Here is a 26180-nt window from a genome sequence, read left to right as displayed (position 1 = left end):
ACACCGGCTGTATCCACTGACGGTTAGATCGATCCAAGGAGAGTCACATGACACGTCGACCTTTCGCGCGGGTTGCACCAGCCGCTGCGGTCGGGCTGGGTGCCCTCGTAGCCCTGTCGGCTTGCGGCTCGGACGGCGCAGCCGAGTCTGACGGCGACGGTGACGGCGTCGCCGTCGACGAGATCGTGATCGCTACCGCCGAGACCCCGTGGCTGGCTAGCTATGAGGAGATGGCGGACCTCTACGAGGAGGAGACGGGGGTGAGGGTCACTATGCGGACCTTCCCCTTCGACGGTCTCCTCACGCAGCAGGCAAACGCGGCCCAGAACGGGTCGAACGCCTTCGACGTGTTCCAGCTCAACGAGCAGTGGGTCGGTCAGTTCTACGACAACCAGTGGGTCCAGCCGCTGCCAGAGGTCGACCCGGACTTCGCGTGGGACCCCAATCTCATCGAGTTCGACGGCGTCGGTCGGTGGGACGCCGAGAACCGGACCACGTCGGTGGACGGCGTGCCGTACGCGTTGCCGATCAACGGCAACATTCATGAGTTCATGTACCGGGCGGACCTGTACGACGAGCTCGGCCTCGAGGTACCGACGACTTGGGACGAGGTCATCGCCAACGGAGAGGCAGGCCTGGCCGGCGGTGTCGAGCACGGGTACGTGCTGCGTGGCAAGACGCCGACCTACGACTTCAGCGCAGTGCTCTTCTCCCACGGTGGGCGTTGGTTCGCTGGCGAGCAGGACGGTGACTGGACGCCTCAGGCGGACACGCCCGAGTTTCGGGCGGCGCTGGAGCAGTTCAAGGCGCTGGCCGAGATCGGGCCGGACGCACCGCAGACCGTCGCCCAGGCGGAGGCGACCTCGCTCATGCAGGGCGGGTCCGTCCTCCAGGCAACGCTCGTGTCAGCGGTTGCGGCGCCCCTGGAGGACGAAGGCGCCTCCACCGTGGCAGGGCAGATCGGTTACGCCGTCCTCCCCGGTCAGACGCCGGTCAGTGGCACGTGGACGGTCGGCATCCCCACCGGACTACCTGAGGAGCGCACCCAGGCTGCCTACGACTTCATCACCTGGCTCACCAGCCAGGAGACGATGCAGGCGTGGGCGGACGCGGGAGGCATCACGACGCGGACGGACGTCGACAGCGACCGCCCCGAGCTGCAGGTCATCATCGACTCCGCCGACATGATTCGCGGCGGACTGCGATACACGTTCACACCGCTCATGCTCGAGGTCACGGACCCGACCATCGGTGAGTACCTCGCGGGCACAGTGTCGTTGGACGAAGCCGTCACCCGGATCCAAGACGGTTTGACCCGGGTGGTGGAGGAAGCCGGCTTCGGTTCATGACGGCGACGCCGACCAGTGTGGTCCCGACGGCCGTCGGCTCGCGCGGTGCCGGGCGCGCCGGCGGCGGTCGGGACCGCCGACGCCTCTCGGCCTTCAAGGTCCTGTCGCTGCTCCCGCTGATCCTCGTCCTGGTTCTGCTCGTGGGTTTCCCCATCGGGCAGATGGTCTGGATGTCCTTCGGTGACGTGCGGCTCTCCGCAGGGGACCTCGTGTGGGACTTCACGGGCCTGGCCAACTACCAGCGGATGCTCGAGGACGAGACCTTCCGGGTCTCGCTGTGGAACTCGCTCGTCTTCATCTTCTTCACAGTCCTGATCACGGTCGTGCTGGGCGTGGCGCTGGCCCTTGCCGCGGACCGTCTGGTCCGCGGTCAGAGGCTGATCCAGAACGTGCTCCTGTGGCCCGCCATCGTCGCGCCGGTCGTGATCAGTGTCGCGTGGCTGCTGATTCTCAGCCCGCAGGTCGGCCTGCTGAACAAGATCCTGACGTCGGTCGGCGCGTCCCCGCAGACCTGGCTGGGCGAGCCTGTCGGTGCGATGGCCAGCGTCATCGTCGTCGACGTCTGGCACTGGACGCCCATCGTCTTCCTGCTCATCTACACCGCGCTGCGTTCTCTGGACTCCTCCGTGCTCGAGGCGGCGAGCATCGACGGGGCGAGCTACCTCGCCACCGTTCGCTACATCGTCCTGCCGCTGCTCACGCCGGCGATCCTCGGCGCGGTGGCCATTCGCGTGCTGATGGGAGTGAAGGTGTTCGACGAGATGTACCTGCTGACCTTCGGGGGTCCGGGCACCGCGACGACCGTGATCAGCATCTACCTCAGGTCGGTGTTCTTCGAGTCCTTCCAGTACGGGTTCGGCTCCGCGCTCAGTGTCACCGTGGTCGTCCTCGTCCTCGTGACGCTGCTCGCCGTGCTCCTGGTCCGCCGCGTGGTTCGAGGTGTCCGTCATGCCTGATCAGACCGTGCACAACCGTCATGGCTCGTGGCTCGTGCGCATTCTCCTCGGGGCTGCGCTCGTCTGGACCGTTGTCCCGATCCTGTGGCTGCTGCTCATCGCCTTTCAGCGCCCTCGGGCGATCGTCTCGCCGGGCTGGACCTTCGACTTCTCGCTGGCCAACTTCGAGGAGGTGTTCGGCCCGCGCGAGGTGTACGGCGCGCAGGTCCTCAACAGCGTCATCCTGGTGGTGGTCTCAACCTCAGTCACGCTGGTCATCGCGGCCTTCGCCGCCTACAGCCTCAGCCAGCTGCACTGGTCTCGGCGGACAGTCGCGCTCGTTCTCGCGGGCGCCGGTCTGCTCCAGGTGATCCCGCCGATGACACTGGTCCCGGGGTTGTTCGCGACCCTGCAGACCATCAACCTGAACGGCACGCTCACCGGCCTGATCCTGCTGAACATCGTGTTCAACCTGCCGTTCGCCGTCATCCTGATCAAGTTCTACTTCGACACGTTGCCCGGCGAGCTGCGGGAGTCGGCCGCGATCGACGGTGCCAGCGAGTTCATGACCTTTCGCAAGATCATGCTCCCTCTGGCGGCGCCCGGAGTTGCGTCCGTGGCGGTGTTCACCGCCATTCAGGTCTGGAACGAGTTCCTCTTCGGTCTTGTGTTCACCGCAGGCGGGCGGGAGGCCCCGATCACCGTGGGCATCGCCACACTGATTCAGCCGCAGGAGATCAAGTTCGGGCCCATGGCTGCGGTCGGTGCCGTCACCGCCATCCCCATCATCCTTCTCGCAGTCATCGCGAACCGCCAGATCGTCGCCGGGCTGACACGCGGCGCGGTCAAGGGCTGACCACCACTAGCCAGGAGAGTTCATGACGAACCCGCTGCCGAACGTCGCCCTGATCCACTGCCACGACCTTGGCGACTGGCTCAGCTGCTACGGGTGGGACGGGGTGCCCAGTCCTCACCTTCAGGAGTTCGCCGACAACGCGATCGTGTTCGACAAGGCCTTCGCCACGGCCCCGCTGTGCACGCCGGCGCGCGCCTCGCTGTTCACCGGCCGCTTGCCGCACTCCAACGGGCTCATGGGGCTCGCCCATCAGGGCTGGCGGTACCGCAGCGGCGTCGTCACCCTGCCGGAGCTCCTGTCGAAGGCCGGCTACCGCACGACCCTGCTGGGCCTGCAGCACGAGGACCTGGACGCTCGCGTGCTCGGCTATGACGAGGTCCACGGGCTGGGCTTCCTGCCCCGCGCCCTGGAGGTCGCACGGCTCACCCAGCGGTGGATGGACGGCAGCAAGCCGGGTGCCGACCAGCCCTACTTCGCCGTGATCGGCCTGTGGGAGGTTCACCGACCGTGGCCGGCCGAGGACTACGAGCCGGTCGATCCGGCGTCAGTGACCGTGCCTCCCTACCTGCCGGACAACGAGCACAGCCGGCGCGACATCAGCGCGTTCTACGGGGCCATCCGGCAGATGGACGAGGCCGTCGGCAGGATCGTGCGCACTCTGCGGTCCGGGCCTGACGGGGACAACACCCTGATCATCTTCACGACGGATCACGGGGTGCCGTTCCCGCGGGCCAAGAGCACGTTGTACGACGCCGGCGTCAAGGTCGCGCTGATCGTGAGTCCACCTCCGGCCTGGGGCATCCCTCCAGGGCGTCACGCGGGTCTCGTGAGCCACCTCGACATCACCCCGACACTGATCGAGCTGGCGGGGGTGGAAGCGCCGGACGACCTCGAAGGTGTCAGCATCCTCGACCGGATCAGGGGCGGCTCTGAGGGTGAACGCAGCCGGGAGCTCTTCCTCGAGAAGACCTACCACGACCGCTACGACCCCATTCGGGCTGTCCGAACCGAGTCGACCAAGTACATCCGCAACTTCGTGGCCGGCCCGCGCCTGCCGCTGGCGCAGGATCTCGAGGAGAGCGAGACGAGAAAGGGCATGGGGGACGCGCACCTGGCCCCACGACCGGAGGAGGAGCTCTACCTTCTGGAGAGCGACCCGTGGGAGCTGGACAACCGCGCCGAGGACCCACAGTGCGCGACCCTTCGCCAGGAGATGGCAGCTCGGCTCGTGGAGCACCTCCAGCGAAGCGACGACCCCGTGCTGTCCGGTGCCGTTCCGCCGCCGGAACCCCCACTGAATCCCCGAGCCGCGCCCAACGCGTAAGCCGCAACTGCTGCAGGAAGGTGACGTCCCTGTGCGCGCCATCGTCGTCATGTTCGACAGCCTCAACCGCCGGTACCTGCCGCCGTACCACCCCGACTGCGGGATCGCCGCTCCGAACTTCGAGCGGCTGGCTCGCAGCAGCGTTCGCTTCGAGAACGCCTACGCCGGGAGCATGCCGTGCATGCCGGCTCGCAGAGAGCTGCACACCGGCAGGTACAACTTTCTTCATCGTGGCTGGGGCCCGCTGGAGCCGTTCGACGACTCCGTCCCTGCACTGCTGGGCGACGCGGGCGTCACGACTCACCTGGCGACCGACCACATGCACTACTGGGAGGACGGCGGCGCCACGTACCACACGCGGTACGGCACGTGCTCGCTGATCCGTGGCCAGCAGGGCGACCCGTGGAAGGGGCGCGTCGCGGACCCTCCCGTCCCCGACAGCCTGCGGGTCAACCGAAGCGGCACCTGGCGACAGGACCGGGTCAACCGCCTGTACCTGAACGGGGTGCCGGACCATCCCCAGACCCGCACCTTCGACGCCGGCCTGGAGTTCGTCCGCGACAACGCCAGCGAGCAGGACTGGTTCGTGCAGATCGAGACGTTCGACCCGCACGAGCCGTTCTTCAGCGATCCCTCCTTCCTGGCGATGTACGGCGGAAACGACACATCCGTGCCCGAGTACGACTGGCCCGACTACGCGCAGGTCACCGAGAGTGAGGACGTGCAGGCAAACGTCCGGCGACACTACGCGGCGCTCGTCTCCATGTGCGACGCCTCCCTGGGGCGAGTGCTGGACGCGATGGACGAGCTCGAGCTGTGGGACGACACGCTGCTCGTCGTCTGTACCGATCACGGGTTCCTGCTGGGTGAGCAGGGCTGGTGGGGCAAGAGCGTGCAGCCCTGGTACGACGAGACGATCCACACGCCGTTGTTCGTGTGGGACCCCCGTACCGGCGTGCGCGGTGAGCGTCGTGACGAGCTGGTCCAGACGATCGACCTCGGTCCCACGTTGCTGGAGTTCTTCGGCGTCGACCGGACGCCCGCGATGCAGGGCGTCCCCCTGCGCGAAGTGATCGAAGCCGGCCGACCCGTGCGCGAGTACGCCCTCTTCGGAGCCTTCGGCGGCCATGTCTCCGTCACCGACGGCCGGTACGTGTACATGCGCGCCTGCCGGGAACCGGGAAACCGCCCCCTGTACGAGCACACGCTCATGCCCACCCACATGCGCGGCTTCTTCAGCCACGACGAGCTGGCCAGCGCGAGCCTCCACCAGGGGTTCTCCTTCACCAAGAACGTGCCTGTACTGCGCACCGAGGGCCACGTCTTCAACGACCCCTACGCCTTCGGGACACTGCTCTTCGACCTGGACGATGATCCCCGGCAACAGCATCCGCTCGTCGACGACGAGATCGAACGCCGGATGGCTACGGCGCTGGTGCAGTTGCTCCGCGAGAGCGAGGCGCCGGAAAGTCAGTACGAACGTCTCGGCCTGCCCAAGGTCGGCCCGGTTGCTGACGACCACCTCCTGTGCGCCGACCAGCATGACCAGGTGCAGGCGTCGCGGAGAGGAGCGCCGCCGGTCGACGAGTTCCCGGACTCTCCCTTCGGGGTCCGCACTCGGGTCAAGGACCTGCTCGCCCACCCGCCGTCCGCTGACGTCCTGCGTCGTCACTGCAAACCGGTCGCGGTCGGCCCCTTCGGTCGGGTCTGCGGCGAGATCTCGCTGTACCGGGCGGCCACCAGCCTGATCGGAGTGCTGCCGTGGGACGTCCTGCGCACGATCGCTGCGGAGTTGGCCGAGCTGCCTCCCGCCGAGGCAATCAACCGGGACGCAGACCCGGCGGAGCAGCTGAGCGACCGCACACGCCCGACATGGTCCTGACCCACCGACGCGGCGCTGAGCTGGTTGACGCGAGACCCACCTCGTGACAGCGCTCCTCGTCATCGCTGTGCTCGTCGCCTCCGCCGTCCAGCGACTCACTGGGATCGGGTTCGCCATGCTCGTGGCCCCCTTCGCCGTCCTAGCCCTTGGCCCCGGCCCCGGAGTGGTCCTGGTGAACGCTCTGGGTATCGTCTCGGCCGTCCTCGTGATGGTGCGGGTCCGGCAGGACATTCACTGGCCGGCAGTCGGTGGGCTGCTGCCGTCCGCCGCGGTCGGCGTTCTGCTCGGTGTGGTCATCACTCGAGCCCTTTCCGTGGCGGCAGCCCAGATCGCCGCCGGAGCAGTGATCATGCTCGCTGTCGGCACGTCCGTCCTCGTCGTCCGCACGACGTCGGTCGCCCGGACTACCACGGTCACGGCGGTGGCGGGGACCGCGTCGGGTCTGATGGGTGCGCTCGCAGGCGTGGGAGGGTCCGCCATGGCCGTGCTCGCCATCCTCACACGCTGGGAGGCGAAGGACTTCGCCGCGACGATGCAGCCGTACTTCGCTCTCCTGGGCGTCATCACCATCACCGGGCGACTCCTCGCCGATCCCCGCACCTGGCCAGGACTCAGCCTCCCGGTGTGGGCCTGTCTGGCGACAGCCATGGTGGTGGGCCTCGTCCTCGGTGAACGGGTCGTACCGTCCCCAGCGCTCGCCCGCAACGTGGTGGTGCTGCTCGCCGGTGCCGGCGGTCTGCTGGCAGTGGTCGACGGCGCGCGAACCCTCATCGGGTAGCCGGTCGTCGGGCAGCCGTGTCGTTGCAGCGTGCCCGAAGGTCGCCGCCGGACGGGCCTCAGGACGCCGGAGTGTGCGCCGTCCGTGACCTTCTTCCGCGAGCCCGGCGTCCCGGTCGTCGTCCATCCCCGCAGCGGTCCAGTGCCTGGCGGACTCACCGGGCCGGAGCCACTCGTCGGGGTGCTGTGCCGGCACCCGACGCTCACCGCCGAGCCGACCGTGGGCGCCTCCAACGTGGGCCGGGACGAGGTTGGGACGCAGGTCACGCCCGGTCGTAACGCAGCTGAGCCGCATGCACTTCGTGGAGGTGCTTGCTGTTCCAGTCGGTGAGCTGGCGGAAGATGGGCACCAGCGTGTCGGCCAGCTCGGTCGCCTCGTACTCCACCCTCGGCGGCACCTCCGCATGGTACGTGCGCGTCACCAGCCCATCGCGTTCCAGACGGCGCAGCCGCTCGGTGAGGACCTTGGGTGTCACGCCGGGCAGCAGAGCGCGCAACTCACTGAAGCGCAGCCGGCCGTGCTCGCCCAGCACCCACAGGACGTGCGCCGTCCACTTGCCGAACACGATCTCCGCCATCGGCGCGAACGGGCACGGGTCTTCCACCATGGCCGCCATGGGTATCTCCTTGGTAACCAGTATCCCGAGCATACTAACGTGGCGCACATGGAGCTCGGCATCTACTCCTTCGGCGACATCCTCGACCCGGACGACCCTCATGCACCACAGAGGCGACTCGACGCGCTCGTCCGCCACGCTCGACTCGCTGACGCAGCCGGACTGGACGTCTTTGCGGTCGGAGAGCACCACCGGCCCGACTACGTCGTCTCCGCCCCGGAAGTGGTGCTCGCGGCGGTTGCGGCCACGACGACCCGGATCCGACTGACGACGTCCGTCGTCGTGGTGTCGACGGCCGACCCGGTTCGCCTCATGGAGCAGTTCGGCACCCTCGACAACCTCTCGCACGGCCGCGCCGAGATCACCGTCGGTAGGGGCGCGTTCCCCGAGTCCTACCCGCTGTTCGGGTACGACATGCGGGACTACGAATCTCTCTTCGACGAGAAGGTGCGCCTGCTCATCCAGCTCCGGGACGACCCCACCCGGCCGTGGCACGGCCAGCACCGGGCGCCCCTGCGCGACGTGCACATCGGGCCCCGCCCAGTGCAGGAGCGACTGCCGATCTGGATCGGCGTGGGCGGGACTCCGCAGAGCGCCGTCCGCGCCGGCCTCCTCGGTCAGCCCATGTTCCTGTCCTTGTTCGCCGGCCCGCACAGTGGCATTCGCCTGGTCGAGCTGTACCGCCGGGCGGGTGAGCAGGCCGGCCATGACCCGGCGACGCTGCGACTGGCGACCGGCGGCCACGTCTTCGTCGGCCGCACCTCCCAGGGAGCACGCGACGAGTTCTTCCCGCACTACTCCCAGTACCTGTCCGTGCATCCCAGCTTCCGCGGTGGGATGCCCCGGACCGTCTACGACCAGTGGATCACCTCCGGTTTGCTGGTCGGCAGCCCGCAGCAGGTCATCGAGGGCATCTTGTCCCACCGTGAGGTGCTCGGCGCCGACCGGTTCGTCGGACAGTTCGATCCCGGCATGACCGAGGCTCTGACTGAGCAAAGTCTCGAGCTGTACCTCACCGAGGTGCTTCCGGTGATCCGGCGGGAGACTGCCGCCGACGCCGCTGCCGACGAGGAGGTGCCCGCTTCATGAGGATTGGGATCATCGGGGCCGGCAAGCTCGGCACAGCCGTCGCCCGCCGAGCCGTCGCCGCCGGGCATGAAGTGCTGATCGCGGGGCGGCCAGGAGCCGTCGGGACAGATCTCGTCATCGAGGTCATGGTTCCCGGTGCCACTGCCGCCCCTGTCACCGAGTGGGACGCCGTCGACCTGGCGATCCTCGCCGTTCCGTTCTCGACTGCCCTCACCCTCGACCTGCCCCTGCGGCCAGGCACCATCGTCATCGACCCGACCAACCACTGGGAGCCCGTCGACGGGCCGCGCCCGGACCTGGACGGGCTCAGCACCAGTGAGGCCATCGCCGCGAACCACCCCGCGCTCGTCTGGGTGAAGACCCTCAACCAGATCGGCTACCACGACCTCGACGAGAGCCCAGAGCGGCCTCAGGACATGGACGTCGCCACGGACTCCGCCGACGCGGCCCGCACCGTCGCGAGCTTCCTGAGGACGATCGGCCTGGCCCCGACGGTCATCGGCTCTCTCGCGGACGGGTCCCTCCTCGAACCTGGCGGCGAGCGGTTCGGGTATCAGAGCGAGTCAAAGGCCTCCTGACCCCGTCGCGACCTGGTGTGCTGGCGTCAGTCGGTCTCGTCATGGACCCTTCACGATTGTTGAGCCGTCAACTATCATGAGCATCCAGGTTGGGGGACCACCGAGCCGGAGGACCGCCATGTCCAGTGAGAACGCGTCTAGTGGTAACGCGTCCAGCCGTACCGCACTCGCCGACGCCCGCATCCCCGCCTCGCACCCGTTCGCCCAGCACCTGCGGCGGGTCGCCGAGCTCGACGCGCAGCGGCCGCACCGCCGGTGGACGCCCGAGGACGGGCCGCTGCCCAGCCTCTTCCTCTCCCACGGCGGCGGGCCGATGCCGTTCGCCGACCCGGCCTGGCTCGACCCGCTGCTGGCCTGGGCGCGCTCGCTGCCCCGGCCCCGCGCCGTCCTCATCGTGTCGGCGCACTGGGAGTCAGCTCCCCTGGCGCTCAGCGCGCCCCGGCCGGCGGGGCTCGTCTACGACTTCGGCGGGTTCGAGCCGATGTACTACGCGTTCCGGTACGACACCCCGGACGCCGCCGGGCTGAGCCGCCAGGTGCGGGCCCTGCTGCCGGACGGTCACGACGTCCACGAGCACACCAGCCGCGGTCTCGACCACGGCGCCTGGGTGCCGTTGAAGATCATGTACCCGGAGGCCGACGTCCCGGTCCTGCAGCTCAGCCTGCCCACCGACGACCCGGACGAGCTGCTGGCGCTCGGTCGGCGACTGCGCCCGCTGCGCGAGCAGGGCGTCCTCGTGGTCGGGTCTGGCCACATGACCCACGGGCTGCCGTTCCTGACCAGGGAGGTGTTCACCGGGAAGGTCGTCCCGGGGTGGTCCGCCGACTTCGACGCGTGGGCGGCCGACGCCCTGGCTCGCGGCGCTGTTGACGAGCTGGCCCGCTACCGGACCGCGGCGCCGGGGATGCCCTACGCCCACCCGACGGTCGAGCACTTCATCCCGCTGTTCGTGGCGCTGGGCGCGGCCACCGACCCGTCGGCACCGGTCACGACGACCCTCGACGGCTACGGCCTCGGCCTGTCCCGCCGGTCCTTCCAGGCGGCGTGACACAGCGTCTCACTCGCCGTCTCACTCGCCGCCGAGAACGGTGACGGCCACGAGCAGGACGCCGTAGATGACCAGTCCGGCCGCGAACCAGCCGAAGCTGCCGCGGCGCTCCGAGGGGACCTCCTCCTTGACCACGTTGAGCAGCACCGCGCCCCCGAGGAGAGCGGTGAGCAGGGACACCACGAGCGTGCTCGTCGGCGCCAGCAGCACCGACGCCACCCAGCCGGCGACCAGCGCGCCGGTGAGCAGTAGCCGGCCGCTGTGCCGGAACCGCCGCGGGTAGTCCTCCGACAGGCCCCGGTCGGTGAGCACGAAGTGCAGACCCATCGCGACGGTGAACAGGACGGCGAAGCCGAGCCCGGTGCGGATTCTCAGGGCCATCGTGTAGGTGATGAGCCCGTTGTAGACCATGAACGCCCCGAGGTGCACCCAGTACACCCCGGCGCCGGGTTCGTGCGCCGTCCGGGCGGCGAGTCGCTCCAGCCCGTAGAACACGGTGAACCCGGTCAGCGCGACGCCGAACACCGCGAGCTCCAGCAGCGGGGTCGGTTCGATGACGTCGTGGAGCGCCTCCCCGATGGCCTCGTTGCCCGCCGCGATCTCCGGGAGCAGGTGCAGGAAGACGTAGGACACTGCGATCCCGCCGGCGAAGGACGCCGTCCGGCGCTCCGGCACCAGCGGCAGGCGCCTCAGGTGCGGGGCTGACAGGTGCAGTGCGGCGAGCACGGCCGTCGCGACGAGGGCGCCGACGAGGGAGGCGGTGATCGACACGCGGACGATCCTCGCCCGCGCCCCGGCACGGCGCGCGGTGACCCACGCCTACCTGCACCCCACGTCGTGCGGGCTTGACGTGGGGCCGAGACTGCGTCACCCCACGTCGTGCGGGCTTGACGTGGGGCCGGCGCCGCCCCGCCGGAGCCGGAGCCGGGCCCGGATCGCCCGCCAGCGGTGCACCGGACGGTCCGCGACCGCCCAGTACGCGATCCCGGCCAGCAGCGACGCGACGACCCCGACGGCCGGGTGCAGGTGGTCCAGCGCCGGGTAGACCAGCCAGTGGGTCAGGTAGATGTACAAGGACGCCGCGGCGAGCAGGCCCGCGACCCGGTTGAGCCCCGGCAGCACCGGAAGTGCCGGGACCCAGGCCAGCAGGAGCACCCCGCCGAGGACGAGCAGCTCGCGCTGCGGGTCGCCGAAGAACCCGGGGACGGTCACGACCGCCGCAGCGGAGGAGGCCAGTCGGTGCCACGTCGTCCGGGAGCGGGCGACGAACCAGCCCAGGGCGAACAGCCACAGCACCGGCATGGTGTGCGGCACACCCGGGTCGACGACGTCGTAGCGGACCAGCAACCCGACGCCGAACAGGAGCGCCGGGACGACGAGCGGGTGCCGTCGTTCCAGCCTCGCCACCGGAGGCAGGGCGAGCAGCGCGGCGACGGCGACGAGGACGTAGACGAGGACCTCGATGAACCAGAAGTGCCACTGCTCCGTCCACGTCGGCGGACCCACGATGGCGTTGAGCAGCAGCACGTTCGCGAGCGTGTACCGGTCGGTGACGAGGGCGGCGACGGCGATGAAGGCGACCGACGGCACGACGACGCGGGCGATGCTGCCCAGGTGCCGGCGCAGCCGGGCCAGCACGTCGCCCCCGCCGAGCTGGAACCGGGCGAAGTTGAACCCCGCCACCGCCATCAGCACGTGCGCGCCACCCGGTAGGGCCAGCAGCTTCGCATGGGTCGCCACGATGAGCACGATCGCCACCGCGCGCAGGACGACACTGGTCTCCACCGTCGCGATCCGCCGGCGCCGGCGGGCTGCGGTGGTCCGCGCCGACCGGGGCACCAGGTCCCGGACCGGGGTGACGTGCCACCCCTCGGGAAGGTGCCCGAGAACCTGCTCGAGGCGGATGGAGGTCTCGACGTAGGACAGGGAGTCCCCGCCGAGACCGACGAACGTGTCGTCGTCCCCGACGTCCTCCCGGTCCAGCAGGACGCCGAACAGCCGCCGCAGGTCCTCGGTGCTCCGGACCGTCTCCGGCGCGTCCGTGAGGGCAGACGTGGCGTCCGTGGCCGGCGCCTCGCAGGCCTCGGCCAGCGCCGCGACCGCCCGGTAGTCCGTCTTGCCGTTCCCGAGCCGGGGCAGGTCCCGGACGGCGCGGGCCACCACCGAGCGGGCCGGCAGACCCAGCTCCGCGGCGACGGTCCGGGCGAGCAGGTCGACGTCCGGGTGGTCACCCTCGACGGCCGCGACGATCCGCTCGTCGGTCGACGCGCAGGCCGCGCGCACCCCGAGGCCGGCGAACAGGTCCTCCACCCGGTCGAGGTCGATCCGCAGCCCGAAGAGCTTGGCGAACCGGCTCAGCCGGCCGACGATCTCGTACAGCCCGTCCGGGTGCCGGCGGGCCACGTCCCCGGTGCGCAGCTCGGTCACCGTGGCGCCCAGCGCCAGGTCGTGCGGGCCGTGGGCGTACCCGAGCATGACGTTGGGGCCGGTGTAGACCAGCTCGCCGACGGCGGGGTCCTGCTGGTCTCGAGGGCCGGGTTCGGCGCCGGACCCGGCGTCCGGGGCCAGCGGACGCAGGTGGAACGTCCCGCCGGGAATCGGGACGCCGATGGTCTGCGGCCGCTGCGCTGCCAGGTCCGCCGGCAGGCACGCCATCCGCGCGGTCGCCTCGGTCTGCCCGTACATGACGACGAGGTCCCAGCCGCGGCGTCGTCCGAGCTCGGCGAACTGCCGCACCCGCTCGGGGGCGAGCCGTCCCCCGGCCTGGGTGACGAGCCGCAGCGACGGCAGGTCCCGGTCGGCGAAGCCGGCACGGTCGAGCAGCTCGAAGGTGTGCGGGACCCCGGGCAGGGTCGTCACGCGCCGGGCGGTGAACGCCTGCCAGAAGCACGGGTCGACCACGGACAGGTCCGTGAGCAGCAGGCTGGCGCCGACGGCCAGGTGGCTGTTGAGCACCGACAGCCCGTAGGAGTACGACAGCGGCAGTGTCGTGACTGCGACGTCGGTGCTGCGGATCCCGAGGGCCTCGACGATCGACTCGGCGTTCGCCTGCAGGTTGGTGGCGGAGAGCCGGACGAGCTTGGGGGAGCCGGTGGTCCCGGACGTGCTGAGCAGCAGGGCGAGGTCCGGGTGCAACCGGTGCGCCGTGCCCTCGCGCCGGACGTCGAGACGAGGCAGGTCGTCCTCGCCCGGGACGACGACGACGTCCGGGTCGTAGGCCGCGGCCAGTGAGGTGACGGCGTCCGGTTTGTCGTGCGGGACGAGGACGACGGGGTGGCCCCCGGTGAGGGCGGCGAGGTAGGCCACGACCGTCGGCACGTCGTTGCGGGCCGGGACGAGGACGAGGCGGCGGGTGGTCCCGAGGGCGGCCAGGGTGGTGCCGACGAGGTCCGCCAGCTCGGCGTAGCCGACGGCGCGGTCCGGGGTGAGCAGCGCCGGGCGGTCGCCGAAGCGTGCCAGGCCGCTTGCGAACGGCACGCGGTGGAGCAGGAGGGCCGGCGCGGCGGCACGGGGGGGCGTCGACACCCGGAGCACTCTAAAGTAAGGATAGCCTTACCTTCAAGGCGTGCTGGCGGCCGGTCACCGCAGGCAGCAGACCGGGACTACGCTCCCCGCCGTGCCAGAGAAGATCGTCCTGCGTCTGGACAGCCGGACGCCGCCGCCGCCCCCGCACCTGCGCGTCCTGCTCGGCACGCCGGTGGTCCCCGAGCTGCTGAGCCTCGACGCCGGGGACGACGGACTGCGGCTCGGTGAGTACGTGGCGGTCCCGACCGGGCAGGCGGTCACGGCCCAGGGCGAGACGGCGGACCTGTACCTACTGCAGCTGCGCACGGACGACTCCGCGGCCTCCTGACCCGGTGAGCCGTGTCGGCTCTCCGCCCTAGAGTGCCGGGCGTGAGCGAGCCGACAGCGAGGACCTTCCCCACCGACTTCACCTGGGGTGCCGCGACGGCGTCCTACCAGGTCGAGGGCGCCGTCGAGGAGGACGGCCGCGGCCCGTCGATCTGGGACACGTTCTGCCACACTCCGGGCCGGGTGGCGAACGGCGACACCGGCGACGTCGCCTGCGATCACTACCACCGCTACCGCGAGGACGTCGCCCTGCTACGTGACCTGGGACTGGGCGCCTACCGGTTCTCCGTGGCGTGGCCCCGGGTGCAGCCCGACGGGTCGGGCCCGGCCAACCCGGCAGGTCTGGCGTTCTACGACCGGCTCGTCGACGAGCTGCTGGCCGCCGGGGTCGAGCCGTGGACGACGCTGTACCACTGGGACCTGCCGCAGGCGCTCGAGGACGCCGGCGGGTGGCGGGTCCGGCAGACCGCCGAGCGGTTCGCCGAGTACGTCGACCTCGTCACCGCCGCGCTCGGCGACCGGGTCCGCCACTGGATCACCCTCAACGAGCCGTGGGTGTCCTCCGTGCTCGGGCACGTCGCCGGCGTCCACGCCCCCGGCAGCACCGACCCTGCGCTGGCGCTGCCGACCGCTCACCACCTGCTGCTCGCCCACGGCCTGGCCGTCCCCGTCGTCCACGCGGCCGTGCCGGACGCCCAGGTCGGCATCACCCTGAACCTCTCCGACGTCACCGCGGCCAGCGATGACGCGGCCGACGTCGAGGCCGCCCGCCGCGTCGACGGCACCCAGAACCGACTGTTCCTCGACCCGGTGCTGCACGGGCGCTACCCGACCGACGTGCTCGACGACCTCGCCAAGCTCGGGCCGCTGGACGTCGTGCGGGACGGCGATCTTGCCGTGATCGGCGCGCCGACGGACTTCCTCGGCGTGAACTACTACTTCGGTTTCCAGGTCGCCGGGGCCGGCAGCGGCCGACCCGGCGTCCCTGCCGGCGCCGCCTACCCGACGGCCCCCGACGCCGTCCTCGTCGACCGCGGCCTGCCCCGGACCGCGATGGGCTGGGAGGTGCGGGCCGAGGGACTGACCGAGCTGCTGCGCCGGCTGCACCGGGAGTACCCCGGCACCCCGGTCGTCATCACCGAGAACGGGTCCGCCTGGGACGACGAGGTCTCCCCGGACGGCCAGGTGCACGACCCGCAGCGGGCCGCCTACCTGCGCGACCACCTCGCCGCCTGTCTTGACGCACTCGACGAAGGGGTCCCGCTGCGCGGCTACTTCGCGTGGTCGCTGCTGGACAACTTCGAGTGGGCCGAGGGGTACGCCAAGCGGTTCGGGATCGTGCGGGTCGACTACGACACACAGGCCCGGACGCCGAAGGACAGTGCCCGGGCGTACGCCGAGGTGGCTCGGACCGGACGTCTCCCGCTGGGGGAAGACCTCGGTCACGCTCGCTGACTCAGCCGAGGTCGCGGGTGTCCCGGCGGAACAACCGGAGCTGCAGCGACAGCAGCGTGTAGTAGCCGACGAGCGCGGTCACCTCGAACACGCCGCCGGGGCCGATGACCTCGCGCACCGCCGTGAACTCGTCGTCCTCGAGGTCGCCGTGGGTCATCAGGGCCAGCGCCGTCCGCGCCGCGGCGACGTCCGCGGGCGCCCCCCGGGTCGGGGTGCCGCCGGCACGGACCGTCTCGACGTCCGCTGGGTCGACGCCCGCGGCCAGGGCCAGCGGCTCGTGCACCCGCCACTCGACGTCGCTGCCGTGGTGGGCCGCGACGCAGAGGATGACCAGCTCACGCGCCGAGTCGGGGAGCCGCCCCCGGTAACGCAGCGTCGCACCGAGCTCCTGCAGCGCGTCCCCGATCGGGGGGTTGAGCAGCATCGGCCCGAACGGGCCGGACAGCTGCCCGTCGGGACCCACGAGTGGCACCCCGCCCTGCGGCGCCACCCCGCGAGGACCGCCGGTGATCCGGTCGTACAGGGCACGCTGCTCGTCGTCGAGCACGTCCGGAGTGAGCGGGGGCAACCGGGGCTGGTCCCTGGACGAGGTCGTCATGCCCGCGAGTCTGCCTGCGGGCGGGTCCACGTGGGACGGGGGATGTCGAACTCCTCGAACACCAGCCAGGTGCGCGTCGACAGGACGCCGGGAACCGACTGCACCCGGTCCAGGACGACCTCGCGCAGGGCGGCGTTGTCCGGCGCCCGCACGAGGGCCAAAACGTCGTGGTCGCCGGCCACCAGCGCGGCGTGCACGACGAACGGGATCTCCCGCAGGGCGGCCGAGACCTCCCGCCAGGTGTTCTGGGTGATGCCGATCGAGATGTATGCCGACGTGCCGAACCCCGCCCGTTCCGGGTTCAGCTGCGCCCGGAACGCGGTGATGACGCCGTCGGCCACGAGCCGCTCGATCCGGGCGTAGGCGTTCGTGCGCGAGACGTGCACCTGTTCGGCCACTCGGCGTACCGAGGTCCGGGCGTCCTCGACGAGCAGGTCCACGATCCGCCGGTCCACCTCGTCGAGAGGGCGGGCCGAACGTCCCGCTGTGGGCCCGGCAGTGGGCGTGACCTGGGACACGTGTGCTCCGGTTCCGTCGTTCACGAGCCAAGTGTCCCGCAATCTCGGCGGATGTTGAGCCAGCCTCGCTGGCGCCGCACGATGGTCTGCCAAAGCGTCCAGAGGTCCCAGCAGGAGGCCCGCATGACGACGACGTCCGAGTCCGACCTGTCCACCCACGGGGCCACCCGGCTCCTGCCGAGCCCGGACCCGGTCCGGCTGCTGGACGAGCAGGGCCGACGCACCGGTGGCGACGAGCGCTATCCCGCGCCCTCCGACACGGACCTCCTTGAGATGTACCGGCGGATGGTCGTCGGCCGGCGGTTCGACGTCCAGGCCACCGCCCTGACCAAGCAGGGCCGGCTGGCCGTCTACCCCTCCGCTCGCGGCCAGGAGGCTTGCCAGGTGTCCGCCGTGATGGCGGTCCGCGACGACGACTGGGTGTTCCCGACCTACCGCGAGTCGATGGCCCTCGTCGCTCGGGGCATCGACCCGGTGCAGGTGCTCACCCTGCTGCGCGGTGACTGGCACTGCGGCTACGACCCGGTCGCCACCCGCACGGCGCCGCAGTGCACGCCGCTGGCCACCCAGACCGTCCACGCGGCCGGCCTGGCCTACGGCGAGTCGCTGCAGGGGCGGGACACGGTCGCGGTGGCGTTCATCGGCGACGGCGCGACGAGCGAGGGCGACTTCCACGAGGCGGTGAACTTCGCCGCCGTCTTCAAGGCCCCCGTCGTCTTCCTGGTCCAGAACAACCGTTACGCGATCAGCGTGCCGCTGGCCAAGCAGACCGCTGCTCCCTCCCTGGCCTACAAGGGCGTCGGCTACGGCGTGGAGTCCGAGCAGGTCGACGGCAACGACCCGGTGGCCATGCTCGCCGTCATGCGCCGGGCCGTCGAGCACGCCCGCGCCGGCCACGGGCCGTTCCTCGTCGAGGCGCACACCTACCGGATGGACGCGCACACCAACGCCGACGACCCGAGCCGTTACCGCGACGCCGCCGAGGTCGAGGCGTGGGCGGGACGCGACCCGCTGACCCGGCTGGAGGCGTACCTGCGCTCCGCCGGTGTCCTCGACGACGCCGGCGCCGAGGAGGTCCGGGCCCAGGCCGAGTCCTTCGCCGCGGACCTGCGGACGCGGATGAACGCCGACCCCGACCTCGACCCGCTGGAGCTCTTCGAGCACGTGTACGCGACCCCGACCACCCAGCTGCTCGAGCAGCGCGAGCAGCTCCGGGCCGAGATGGAGGCCGAGCCGGACGCCGAGCTGATGGGCGAGCCGGCGGACGAGCAGGAGGACCCCCGGTGAGCACGACCTTCGCCACGGCGCTCAACACCGCACTGCGCGACGCGATGAGCGAGGACGAGCGCGTGCTGGTCCTCGGTGAGGACGTCGGTCGGCTCGGCGGCGTGTTCCGGGTGACCGACGGCCTGATGGACCAGTTCGGGGAGAAGCGCTGCTTCGACACCCCGCTCGCCGAGGCCGGCATCGTCGGCTTCGCCGTCGGGCTCGCGATGTCCGGCATGCGCCCGGTGGTCGAGATGCAGTTCGACGCCTTCGCGTACCCGGCCTTCGAGCAGATCACCTCCCACGTCGCCAAGCTGCGCAACCGCACTCGGGGCGCCGTCGGGATGCCGATCGTCATCCGGGTGCCCTTCGCCGGCGGCATCGGCGGGGTCGAGCACCACTGCGACTCCAGCGAGGCGTACTACGCCCACACCCCCGGACTCAAGGTCGTCACCCCCGCCACCGTCGACGACGCCTACTCGCTGCTGCGTGAGGCCATCGCCGACCCCGACCCGGTCGTGTTCATGGAGCCCAAGAAGCTCTACTGGTCCAGTGCGGACGTCGAGCTGCCCGCGGCCGCGCCGCCGTTCGGGCGGGCCGTCGTCCGCCGGCGGGGGGACGACGTCACCCTGGTCGCCTACGGTCCCACGGTGCCGGTCGCGATGGAGGCCGCTGAGGCCGCTCGGGACGAGGGCTGGGACGTCGAGGTCGTCGACCTGCGCACCGTCGTCCCGTTCGACGACGAGACCGTGCTCGCGTCCGTGCGCCGCACCGGCCGGTGTGTCGTGCTGCAGGAGGCGCAGGGCTTCGCCGGGGTCGGCGCGGAGATCGCGGCCCGGGTGCAGGAGCGGGCGTTCCACTCGCTGCACGCCCCGGTGCTGCGGGTCAGCGGTTTCGACATCCCCTACCCGGCGCCGAAGCTCGAGCACGTCCACCTGCCGGACGTCGACCGCGTCCTGGACGCCGTCGCCCGGCTGCAGTGGGACGACCAGCCCGACACCCGCTGGACCGGTGGCCCCGACGCCCACGGGCTCACCGCCGCCGGACTCGGTGGTGTCGCGTGAGCGCCGTGTTCACGCTGCCCGACCTCGGTGAGGGGCTGACCGAGGCCGAGATCGTCGCCTGGCGGGTCGCCGTCGGGGACGAGGTGGAGACCGACCAGGTCGTCGTCGAGGTGGAGACCGCCAAGGCGGCCGTCGAGGTGCCCTGCCCGCACGCGGGCCGCGTCGTGGCCCTGCACGCCGAGCCGGGTGAGGTGCTCCCCGTCGGCCGGCCGCTGATCACCATCGAGCCGGTCGCCGGTGCCACCGGCCGCGGACAGGAGCCGGCCGAGCCGGCCGCGCACGCCACCTACCGGGAGGAGGAGCGGGCCGGGTCCGGCAACGTCCTCATCGGCTACGGCACCGGAGCTGGCGGCGGGAACCGGCGGCGACGTCGCCTCGGTCGTCCGCAGGTGTCCCAGAACGGAGCATCGGTCGCCCCGCGCGAGTCCGGGCCCGTCGCTGCGCGGCAGGCGGTCCGGGTGATCTCCCCGGTCGTGCGCCGGCTCGCCCTCGAACGCGGGGTCGACCTGCACACGCTCACCCCGACCGGCCCGGGCGGGGTGATCCGCCGCCGGGACGTCGAGGCCGCGGCCGCCGTGGCGCCGCACGGGGTCGGCCCCGACGGGGCCGGCCACGACGGGGCTGGCCGCGACGGGGCCGGCCCCGGTGAGGAGCGCATCCCGCTGCGCGGGCTGCGCCGGGCGGTCGCGGAGAAGGTCACCCGCTCCCGCCGGGAGATCCCCGACGTCACCATCTGGGTGGACGTCGACGCCACCGGGCTGCTCGAGGCGCGCCGGGCGCTGCAGGCGGCCTACCCCGACCACCGGATCAGCGTGCTGGCCCTCGTGGCCCGGTTCTGCCTGGCGGGGCTGCGCCGGTACCCGGAGCTCAACGCGCGCGTCGACGGCGACGACATCGTCCGCTCCCGCGCGGTGCACCTCGGCTTCGCCGCGCAGACCGACCGCGGCCTGCTCGTGCCCGTCGTCCGCGACGCGCACGCCCTGACGACCGTCGAGCTGGCCGACGCGCTCGCCGAGACGACCGCGCAGGCCCGGGCCGGCACGCTGCCTGCGGAGCGGCTCGCCGGCGGCACGTTCACGCTCAACAACTACGGCGTGTTCGGCGTCGACGGGTCCACGCCGATCCTCAACCACCCCGAGGCCGCGCTCGTCGGCCTCGGACGGATCGTCGACAAGCCCTGGGCCGTCGACGGCCGGCTCGAGGTCCGCGCGGTGACCCAGGTGAGCCTGACGTTCGACCACCGGGTCTGCGACGGCGGCGTGGCCGGCGGCTTCCTGCGCTACGTCGCCGACTGCATCGAGTCCCCCACCGTGCTGCTCGGTGCGGTGTAGCCGCCGAGCGGACCTTCGGCCCTGCCCGTCGGCGCACGGGAGGCGTTGGCTTCTCCTCAGCAGTCACCGATCCTGAGGAGGACACGATGAGGGCCTTGCGCCTGGAGAGCTGGAAGTCCGAGCCCAAGCTCGTCGAGGTCCCGGACCCGACACCCGGCCCCGGGGAGGCCGTGATCCGGGTCGGCGGCGCCGGCGCCTGCCACTCGGACCTGCACCTCATGCACGACTTCGACGCCGGGGCGGTGCCGTGGCAGCCCCCGTTCACCCTGGGGCACGAGAACGCCGGCTGGGTGCACGCCCTCGGCGAGGGTGTCGCGGGCTTCGAGATCGGCCAGGCCGTCGCCGTCTACGGACCGTGGGGCTGCGGCCGCTGCCGGCGCTGCCTCGCCGGCGTGGAGACGTACTGCGAGAACCCCGCCGAGGCACCCGCCCCCGGCGGTGGCGGCGGTCTGGGTGCGGACGGCGGGATGGCCGACTACATGCTCGTCCCGGCCGCCGAGCGGCACCTGCTGCCGCTGCCCGAGGGCCTGGAGCCCGCGTACGCCGCGCCGCTCACCGACGCCGGTCTGACGCCGTTCCACGCTGTCGCCCGGTCGTGGGGCAAGCTCGGCCCGCGAGCCACCTGCGTCGTCATCGGCACCGGCGGCCTGGGGCACCTCGCCGTCCAGATCGCCAAGCAGACCACCGGCGCCCGCGTCATCGCGGTCGACGTCCGGGACGAGGCGCTCGAGGTCGCCCGGTCGATGGGAGCAGACCACCTGGTCACCGCCGACGCCGCCGCGGCCGACCGGATCCGCGAGCTCACCGGGGGTCGTGGCGCGGACGTCGTCATCGACTGCGTCGGCAACGACTCCACCCTGGCCCTGGGCGCGCAGACGGTCACCGTGCTCGGTGACCTCACCATCGTCGGGATCGGCGGCGGCACCCTGCCGGTCGGCTTCTTCTCGGTTCCCTACGAGGCCAGCGTCCAGACGACGTACTGGGGCAGCAGCCCCGAGCTCGCCGACGTCCTCGACCTCGCCGCCCGCGGCCTGCTCACCCCGAAGGTGACGACGTACTCCCTCGACGACGCCGTCCAGGCCTACCACGACCTGGCCGAGGGCAAGGTCGAGGGCCGAGCGGTGATCGTCCCGTAGGGACGCTTCGCGCCCGGCCGTCCGTCGGCAGCACCTGCCCTGACCGCCCTGACCCGAACAGGAGGACTCATGTCGGTCCAGCCCGTCGCGCACGAGACCCGGCCCGAGGACGTCGACGTGCTGCTGCGCGGCGACATGCCGCTCGGCGTCGAGGAGTACGCCGCCGAGAAGGTCGCCCACACGACCCGCCTCGCGGGCCGACCCGTTCGACGGGTCCGTGCCGTCGTGACGCACCTGCCCGACCCGTCGATCCCGGAGCCGTTCCGCGTCGAGGCGTCGATGGACGTCGGGCACACCTCGGTACGGGCGGTCGGGCAGGGCGAGCGGCCGCGTGAGGCGGTGGACGCCGTCGTCGAGCGGATCGAGCGACGGCTGGTACGGCTGACCGACCGCTGGCAGGATCGGTCCCGGTGGACCGGCCCGCCGGCACCAGAGCCGGGGAGCCGCCCCGGGACCGTCGAGCGGCCCGTCGAGGAGCGAGAGGTGGTGCGCCGCAAGACGTTCGCCGTCGCCCCGCGGAGCGTCGAGGAGGCCCTCGCCGACATGGACGTGCTCGACCACGACTTCTACCTCTTCGTCGACGCGGCGAGCGGGCAGGACGCGGTGGTGTACCGGCGGGAGGGCGGCGGCTACGGCGCCATCGGGCTGCCGGTGGACGCCGACCTGCCGGCGGGTGTCGTCCTGCGGCCGGGACCTGCGGATCTCGACGAGGCCGCCGCCCGCCGCCGCCTCGACGACGGTGGGGAGCGGTTCGTCTTCTACCGGGACACCAGCAGCCGGCGCGGGCACGTGGTCTACCGCCGTTACGACGGCCACTACGGGCTCATCACCCCGGCCTGAGACCGGCACCAACGGCGGCGCGGCCAGCGGTCCTCAGCCGATCACGACGCGTTCCTGCGGGTAGCGGTAGAGCACCTCGCGCCGTCGCAGGGCGAGCGCCGTCGCCAGGGTCACCGGGCCGACGCGACCGGTGAACATCAACAGGACGAGGACGACCTGGTCGCCGGTCGGCAGGGCGTCGGTGATGCCGGTCGACAGTCCCACCGTCCCGAAGGCGGAGACGACCTCGAACAGGGACCGGCTCAGCGTGGACCCGGCGGTGGCGGTGAAGTACAGCGTGGCGAGGAGCACGGCGGCCCCGGCCACCACGGTCACGGCCACCGCCTGGCGCTGCGTGCTGGTCGGGATCCTGCGGTGGAAGGCGCGCACGTCGGGGCGGCCCCGCACCTCCGCCGCGACGATCAGGGCCAGCACGACCGCCGTCGACACCTTGATGCCGCCGGCGGTGCTGGCGCTGCCGCCGCCGATGAACATGAGCACGGTCGACCCGAACCACGTCGCCTCCGTCATCGCGGCGACGTCGAGGCTGTTGAAGCCGGCCGTCCGTGGCATCGCACCGGAGAACACTCCGGCGAGCAGCTTCCCGGGGGTGTCCAGCGGTCCCAGGGTGCGCGGATTGGTCCACTCCGACGCCAGGACCAGCGCCGTCCCCGCGGCGAGGAGCAGCGCGGTCCCCAGCACGGTGATCCGGGTGTGCAGGCTCCACCGGTCGGGACGGCGCAGCTCGCGGCGCAGCTCGAGCAGCACGGGGAAGCCGAGTCCGCCGAGGACGACGGCGACGAGGACGGAACCGAGGACCACAGGGTCATGGACGAAACGGACCAGGCTGTCGTCCCACAGTGCGAACCCGGCGTTGTTGAAGGCCGAGACGGCGTGGAACAGGCCCAGCCAGGCAGCCCGCAGCGGCGGCTCGTCGTAGGCGGTGACGAACCGCAGGGCCAGCAGCAGCGTGGCGGCACCCTCGACGACCGCGGACACCCGGGCGACGCCGACCACCACTCGGCGGACGTCGCCCAGACCCAGGCTGTGCATCTCGGTGGCCGCGGTGAGCCGCTGCCGCAGCCCCAGGCGCCGCGAGATCAGCAGGCCCGCCAACGACGCGGACGTCATGATGCCGAAGCCGCCGAGCTGGATCAGGCCGAGGATGACGGCGTGGCCGAACGGCGACCAGTATGAGCCCGTGTCGACGACGACGAGCCCGGTGACGCTCACCGCAGAGGTGGCCGTGAACAGCGCCTCGACCAGCGTGGCGCTCCCCCGGCCGGCCCGGGCGACGGGCAGGGAGAGCAGCGCGGTGCCCAGCAGCACCGCCGCGGCGAACCCGGCGACGATGACCTGCGCGGGGTGCAGCGTCACAGGCATCTGCGGCAGCCGCCGACCGGCACCGACCGGGCCGCTCGCACGGGTGACCGCCACGGCCCCACTGTGGGCCTCCCGGCAGCCGCCGACGGCACCCCACCGGGCCCGGACGACGAATCTTGACGCGTCCCTGACGGGCCGGTGTCACGGCTCGAAGCGGTAGCCCAGTCCAGGCTCGGTGAGCAGGTGCCGGGGCCGCGAAGGATCCCGTTCGAGCTTGCGGCGCAGCTGGGCGAGGTAGACGCGCAGGTAGTGCGACTCGGTCCCGTACCCGGGCCCCCACACCTCCTGCAGCAGGACCCGGTGCGGCACGAGCCGTCCCCGCCTGCGGACGAGCACCTCCAGCAGGTGCCACTCGGTCGGCGTCAGCCGCACCGCGGCCCCGTCCTTGAGCACCCGCGCCGCGCGCAGGTCGATCCGCAGGTCCCCGGCGTCGACGACCGCCAGAGCGTCGTCGGCCGCGCCGCGGCGGACAGCGGCCCGCAGGCGGGCCAGCAGCTCGTCGACGCCGAACGGCTTGGTCACGTAGTCGTCGGCTCCCGCATCCAGCGCCCGCACCTTCTCCGCCGACTGGTCGCGGGCCGACAGGACGACGACCGGGGTGCGGGACCGGCGCCGCAGCGTCCGGAGCAGGTCGACGCCGTCGACGTCCGGCAGGCCCAGGTCCAGGACGATGACGTCGGGGCCTTCGGCGGCAGCCGCTGCCAGCGCGGCCCGGCCCGTCGTCGTCGAGGTCACGCTCCAGCCCTGCGAGCGCAGGGTCAGGGTCAGGGCCCGGCCCAGTCCCGGGTCGTCCTCGACGAGCAGGGCGTGCATCAGGCCACCGGAACCCGTAGGGACATGGTCAAGCCCCCTTCGGGCGTGGACTCCACGGCCAGCACCGCATCCACCGCGTCGGCGAGTCCCTGGGCCACGGCCAGCCCGAGACCGGGACCGCCGTGACTGCTGGAGTCGTCGAGCCGTTGGAAGGGCTCGAACACCCGGCGCCGGTCCGCCTCCGGGATGCCCGGTCCGTGGTCGACGACGCGGACGACGACGTCGCCGGCCCCGGCTCGTGCGGTGAGGACAACCGGGCCGGCGCCGTCGGGGTTGTGCCGGACGGCGTTCTCCACGAGGTTCGCGATGACGCGTTCGAGCAGACCGGGATCCGTCCGCACGGGGGGCAGCTCGTCCGGGACGTCGATCCGGACCCGGTCGTGCGGGCTGCCCGCGACCGCTGGCCCGATCACCTCCTCCAGCGGCACCGGCACCAGGAGAGGCTGGATGACACCGACCTGGAGCCGCGACAGGTCCAGGAGGTTGTCGATGAGCCGCTGGAGGCGCTCGGCTCCGTCGATCACCGTGCTCAACAGCTCGTCGCGGTCCGCTGGTGACCACTCGACCGGCAGCCGCAACCCGGACGCGGCGGCCCGGATGGAGGCCAGCGGAGTGCGCAGGTCGTGAGACACCGCGGCCAGCAGCGCCGTCCGGACGGCGAGACCCTGTTCCAGCCGGTGGGCCTCCTCCGCCCGACGCCGCAGCCGCCCCCGCTCCAGGACGACGGCCGCCTGGGACCCGAAGGCGGTCAGCACGCGCCGGTCGTCCTCCGACAGTGGCGGCGGGCTCAGCACCAGCCTGAGCCGGTGACCGATCGCGAGGCGTTCACGGTCGGGCCCCGACAGGTCCCCGGAGGCAGCCAGCCGGTGCCACGACCCGTCGGCGTCCCGTTCCTCCAGGGCCGCCCCGACGACGCCGAAGGTCTCCCGGAGGCGCCCGACGAGGGCCTCCACCGAGTCCTCCCCGCGCAGGACGGCGGCTGCCAGGAGACTGAGCGCCTCGGACTCGGCGCGACTGCTCTGGGCGCGCTGCCGGTGCCGCTCCGAGACGTCGACGACCGTCGCCACGGCGGCGGAGACCAGGACGAACACCACGAGCGCCAGGGCCTGCTCGGGCTCGGCCACCTTCCACGTGTACCGGGGTTCGGTGAACCAGTAGTTGAGGACGGCGCTGCCGACGACCGCCGAGGTGAGTGCGGGCAGGAGCCCACCGACGATGGCGACGGTCACCGACAGGGTGAGGAACAGCATGAGCTCGGTCGCGGTGCTGTGGGCCGAACGGGTCGTGGCCAGCGCCGCGCCGAGCAGCGCCGGCCCACCGAGCGCCAGCACCCAGCCCGCGACCGTGCGCCGCGCCGACAACGCGCTACCGGCCGGTGTGCGTGCCCGCCGCGGCGTCATCCGGTCAACGTACCGCCGGGTCTGCGACGCGCCCCGACGCCCGAGGCCCCGACGCCCGAGGCCCGGTCGTAGCGGGCCTAGACTCGCGCC

24 protein-coding genes are annotated in these 26180 nt (G+C 71.9%); 16 read left to right on the top strand and 8 right to left on the bottom strand.

Annotation, left to right across the window (positions count from 1 at the left end):
* Nucleotides 1-47: 47 nt before the first annotated feature.
* Genes ACFP6A_RS02685 through ACFP6A_RS02660 form a run of 6 tightly spaced genes read left to right on the top strand, consistent with a single transcriptional unit; the run spans nt 48 to nt 7124 of the window.
* Nucleotides 48-1349, top strand: coding sequence for an ABC transporter substrate-binding protein (locus tag ACFP6A_RS02685; protein ID WP_379601329.1), 1302 nt, complete (start codon nt 48-50; stop codon nt 1347-1349).
* Nucleotides 1346-2305 (top strand): carbohydrate ABC transporter permease, encoded by a 960-nt coding sequence (locus ACFP6A_RS02680; protein ID WP_379601328.1) that lies wholly within the window; start codon nt 1346-1348, stop codon nt 2303-2305. The genes ACFP6A_RS02685 and ACFP6A_RS02680 overlap by 4 nt, the downstream gene beginning before the upstream one ends.
* Nucleotides 2298-3140 (top strand): carbohydrate ABC transporter permease, encoded by an 843-nt coding sequence (locus ACFP6A_RS02675; protein WP_379601327.1) that lies wholly within the window; start codon nt 2298-2300, stop codon nt 3138-3140. Before ACFP6A_RS02680 ends, ACFP6A_RS02675 begins: the two co-directional genes overlap by 8 nt.
* 22 nt (nt 3141-3162) lie before the next feature.
* The gene (locus ACFP6A_RS02670; protein ID WP_379601325.1) at nt 3163-4464 is read left to right on the top strand and encodes a sulfatase; all 1302 of its coding nucleotides are present in this window, start codon (nt 3163-3165) and stop codon (nt 4462-4464) included.
* A 31-nt stretch (nt 4465-4495) separates the two neighbouring features.
* Entirely contained in the window at nt 4496-6346 is a 1851-nt protein-coding gene (locus ACFP6A_RS02665; RefSeq protein ID WP_379601324.1) for a sulfatase, read from the top strand.
* 43 nt (nt 6347-6389) lie between these two features.
* Nucleotides 6390-7124 (top strand): TSUP family transporter, encoded by a 735-nt coding sequence (locus ACFP6A_RS02660; RefSeq protein WP_379601322.1) that lies wholly within the window; start codon nt 6390-6392, stop codon nt 7122-7124.
* A gap of 262 nt (nt 7125-7386) precedes the next feature.
* Here ACFP6A_RS02660 and ACFP6A_RS02655 read toward each other — a convergent pair whose 3' ends face one another.
* Nucleotides 7387-7740: a winged helix-turn-helix transcriptional regulator gene (locus ACFP6A_RS02655; RefSeq protein ID WP_379601321.1), complete on the bottom strand. Its 354-nt coding sequence runs from the start codon at nt 7738-7740 to the stop codon at nt 7387-7389.
* Nucleotides 7741-7788: 48 nt separating this feature from the next.
* On the opposite strand from ACFP6A_RS02655, the gene ACFP6A_RS02650 reads away from it, so the two are divergent.
* The 3 genes from ACFP6A_RS02650 (at nt 7789) to ACFP6A_RS02640 (ending at nt 10455) form a co-directional block, all read left to right on the top strand.
* Complete coding sequence (locus ACFP6A_RS02650) at nt 7789-8829, top strand: LLM class flavin-dependent oxidoreductase (protein ID WP_379601456.1); 1041 nt, start codon at nt 7789-7791, stop codon at nt 8827-8829.
* Nucleotides 8826-9407 carry an NADPH-dependent F420 reductase gene (locus tag ACFP6A_RS02645; protein WP_379601319.1) on the top strand — a complete coding sequence of 194 codons (582 nt, stop codon included), beginning with the start codon at nt 8826-8828 and terminating at the stop codon, nt 9405-9407. Before ACFP6A_RS02650 ends, ACFP6A_RS02645 begins: the two co-directional genes overlap by 4 nt.
* 118 nt (nt 9408-9525) lie before the next feature.
* A complete protein-coding gene (locus ACFP6A_RS02640; RefSeq protein WP_379601318.1) occupies nt 9526-10455 on the top strand; it encodes a dioxygenase in 930 nt (309 codons plus the stop codon).
* 21 nt (nt 10456-10476) lie between these two features.
* Here the strand turns inward: ACFP6A_RS02640 and ACFP6A_RS02635 are convergent, their stop codons facing one another.
* Together ACFP6A_RS02635 and ACFP6A_RS02630 are read right to left on the bottom strand one after the other, a co-directional pair.
* Nucleotides 10477-11226: a hypothetical protein gene (locus ACFP6A_RS02635; RefSeq protein ID WP_379601317.1), complete on the bottom strand. Its 750-nt coding sequence runs from the start codon at nt 11224-11226 to the stop codon at nt 10477-10479.
* A 96-nt stretch (nt 11227-11322) separates the two neighbouring features.
* Nucleotides 11323-13980 carry an AMP-binding protein gene (locus ACFP6A_RS02630; protein WP_379601316.1) on the bottom strand — a complete coding sequence of 886 codons (2658 nt, stop codon included), beginning with the start codon at nt 13978-13980 and terminating at the stop codon, nt 11323-11325.
* Nucleotides 13981-14071: 91 nt separating this feature from the next.
* Here ACFP6A_RS02630 and ACFP6A_RS02625 point away from each other — a divergent pair, with 91 nt between their 5' ends.
* The gene (locus ACFP6A_RS02625; protein ID WP_379601314.1) at nt 14072-14308 is read left to right on the top strand and encodes a hypothetical protein; all 237 of its coding nucleotides are present in this window, start codon (nt 14072-14074) and stop codon (nt 14306-14308) included.
* Between the two features lie 41 nt (nt 14309-14349).
* Entirely contained in the window at nt 14350-15762 is a 1413-nt protein-coding gene (locus ACFP6A_RS02620) for a GH1 family beta-glucosidase (RefSeq protein WP_379601312.1), read from the top strand.
* Between the two features lies 1 nt (nt 15763).
* Here ACFP6A_RS02620 and ACFP6A_RS02615 read toward each other — a convergent pair whose 3' ends face one another.
* Entirely contained in the window at nt 15764-16360 is a 597-nt protein-coding gene (locus ACFP6A_RS02615) for a carboxymuconolactone decarboxylase family protein (protein WP_379601310.1), read from the bottom strand.
* A complete protein-coding gene (locus ACFP6A_RS02610) occupies nt 16357-16815 on the bottom strand; it encodes an Lrp/AsnC family transcriptional regulator (protein ID WP_379601455.1) in 459 nt (152 codons plus the stop codon). Before ACFP6A_RS02610 ends, ACFP6A_RS02615 begins: the two co-directional genes overlap by 4 nt.
* A gap of 186 nt (nt 16816-17001) precedes the next feature.
* On the opposite strand from ACFP6A_RS02610, the gene pdhA reads away from it, so the two are divergent.
* The 5 genes from pdhA to ACFP6A_RS02585 all read left to right on the top strand — a co-directional run bounded on the left by pdhA (nt 17002) and on the right by ACFP6A_RS02585 (nt 22515).
* Nucleotides 17002-18165, top strand: a complete 1164-nt coding sequence (gene pdhA / locus ACFP6A_RS02605; protein WP_379601309.1) for a pyruvate dehydrogenase (acetyl-transferring) E1 component subunit alpha — start codon at nt 17002-17004, stop codon at nt 18163-18165.
* Nucleotides 18162-19208, top strand: coding sequence for an alpha-ketoacid dehydrogenase subunit beta (locus ACFP6A_RS02600; RefSeq protein WP_379601307.1), 1047 nt, complete (start codon nt 18162-18164; stop codon nt 19206-19208). Before pdhA ends, ACFP6A_RS02600 begins: the two co-directional genes overlap by 4 nt.
* Nucleotides 19205-20539 (top strand): dihydrolipoamide acetyltransferase family protein, encoded by a 1335-nt coding sequence (locus ACFP6A_RS02595; RefSeq protein ID WP_379601305.1) that lies wholly within the window; start codon nt 19205-19207, stop codon nt 20537-20539. The genes ACFP6A_RS02600 and ACFP6A_RS02595 overlap by 4 nt, the downstream gene beginning before the upstream one ends.
* A gap of 86 nt (nt 20540-20625) precedes the next feature.
* Nucleotides 20626-21675, top strand: coding sequence for an NAD(P)-dependent alcohol dehydrogenase (locus ACFP6A_RS02590; protein WP_379601303.1), 1050 nt, complete (start codon nt 20626-20628; stop codon nt 21673-21675).
* Nucleotides 21676-21744: 69 nt separating this feature from the next.
* Nucleotides 21745-22515, top strand: coding sequence for an HPF/RaiA family ribosome-associated protein (locus ACFP6A_RS02585; RefSeq protein ID WP_379601302.1), 771 nt, complete (start codon nt 21745-21747; stop codon nt 22513-22515).
* 33 nt (nt 22516-22548) lie between these two features.
* Here ACFP6A_RS02585 and ACFP6A_RS02580 read toward each other — a convergent pair whose 3' ends face one another.
* From ACFP6A_RS02580 to ACFP6A_RS02570, 3 genes are all read right to left on the bottom strand, one after another.
* Nucleotides 22549-23931 carry a TrkH family potassium uptake protein gene (locus ACFP6A_RS02580; RefSeq protein WP_379601301.1) on the bottom strand — a complete coding sequence of 461 codons (1383 nt, stop codon included), beginning with the start codon at nt 23929-23931 and terminating at the stop codon, nt 22549-22551.
* A gap of 87 nt (nt 23932-24018) precedes the next feature.
* Complete coding sequence (locus ACFP6A_RS02575) at nt 24019-24693, bottom strand: response regulator (RefSeq protein ID WP_379601454.1); 675 nt, start codon at nt 24691-24693, stop codon at nt 24019-24021.
* Nucleotides 24690-26090, bottom strand: a complete 1401-nt coding sequence (locus ACFP6A_RS02570; protein WP_379601300.1) for an ATP-binding protein — start codon at nt 26088-26090, stop codon at nt 24690-24692. Before ACFP6A_RS02570 ends, ACFP6A_RS02575 begins: the two co-directional genes overlap by 4 nt.
* Between the last annotated feature and the right edge of the window lie 90 nt (nt 26091-26180).

The sequence above is a fragment of the Quadrisphaera sp. GCM10027208 genome (genome assembly GCF_042658805.1).
Classification (GTDB): Bacteria; Actinomycetota; Actinomycetes; order Actinomycetales; family SCSIO-59966; genus SCSIO-59966.
The sequence above is the reverse complement of the archived record's forward strand: the minus strand, read 5'-3'. Positions and strand labels throughout refer to the sequence as shown.

Coding starts and splice junctions, on each gene's coding strand:
- ACFP6A_RS02685 (WP_379601329.1), top strand. CDS start 48: ATGACACGTCGACCTTTCGCGCGGGTTGCACCAGCCGCTGCGGTCGGG.
- ACFP6A_RS02680 (WP_379601328.1), top strand. CDS start 1,346: ATGACGGCGACGCCGACCAGTGTGGTCCCGACGGCCGTCGGCTCGCGC.
- ACFP6A_RS02675 (WP_379601327.1), top strand. CDS start 2,298: ATGCCTGATCAGACCGTGCACAACCGTCATGGCTCGTGGCTCGTGCGC.
- ACFP6A_RS02670 (WP_379601325.1), top strand. CDS start 3,163: ATGACGAACCCGCTGCCGAACGTCGCCCTGATCCACTGCCACGACCTT.
- ACFP6A_RS02655 (WP_379601321.1), bottom strand. CDS start 7,740: ATGGCGGCCATGGTGGAAGACCCGTGCCCGTTCGCGCCGATGGCGGAG.
- ACFP6A_RS02650 (WP_379601456.1), top strand. CDS start 7,789: ATGGAGCTCGGCATCTACTCCTTCGGCGACATCCTCGACCCGGACGAC.
- ACFP6A_RS02645 (WP_379601319.1), top strand. CDS start 8,826: ATGAGGATTGGGATCATCGGGGCCGGCAAGCTCGGCACAGCCGTCGCC.
- ACFP6A_RS02640 (WP_379601318.1), top strand. CDS start 9,526: ATGTCCAGTGAGAACGCGTCTAGTGGTAACGCGTCCAGCCGTACCGCA.
- ACFP6A_RS02615 (WP_379601310.1), bottom strand. CDS start 16,360: ATGACGACCTCGTCCAGGGACCAGCCCCGGTTGCCCCCGCTCACTCCG.
- pdhA (WP_379601309.1), top strand. CDS start 17,002: ATGACGACGACGTCCGAGTCCGACCTGTCCACCCACGGGGCCACCCGG.
- ACFP6A_RS02590 (WP_379601303.1), top strand. CDS start 20,626: ATGAGGGCCTTGCGCCTGGAGAGCTGGAAGTCCGAGCCCAAGCTCGTC.
- ACFP6A_RS02585 (WP_379601302.1), top strand. CDS start 21,745: ATGTCGGTCCAGCCCGTCGCGCACGAGACCCGGCCCGAGGACGTCGAC.
- ACFP6A_RS02570 (WP_379601300.1), bottom strand. CDS start 26,090: ATGACGCCGCGGCGGGCACGCACACCGGCCGGTAGCGCGTTGTCGGCG.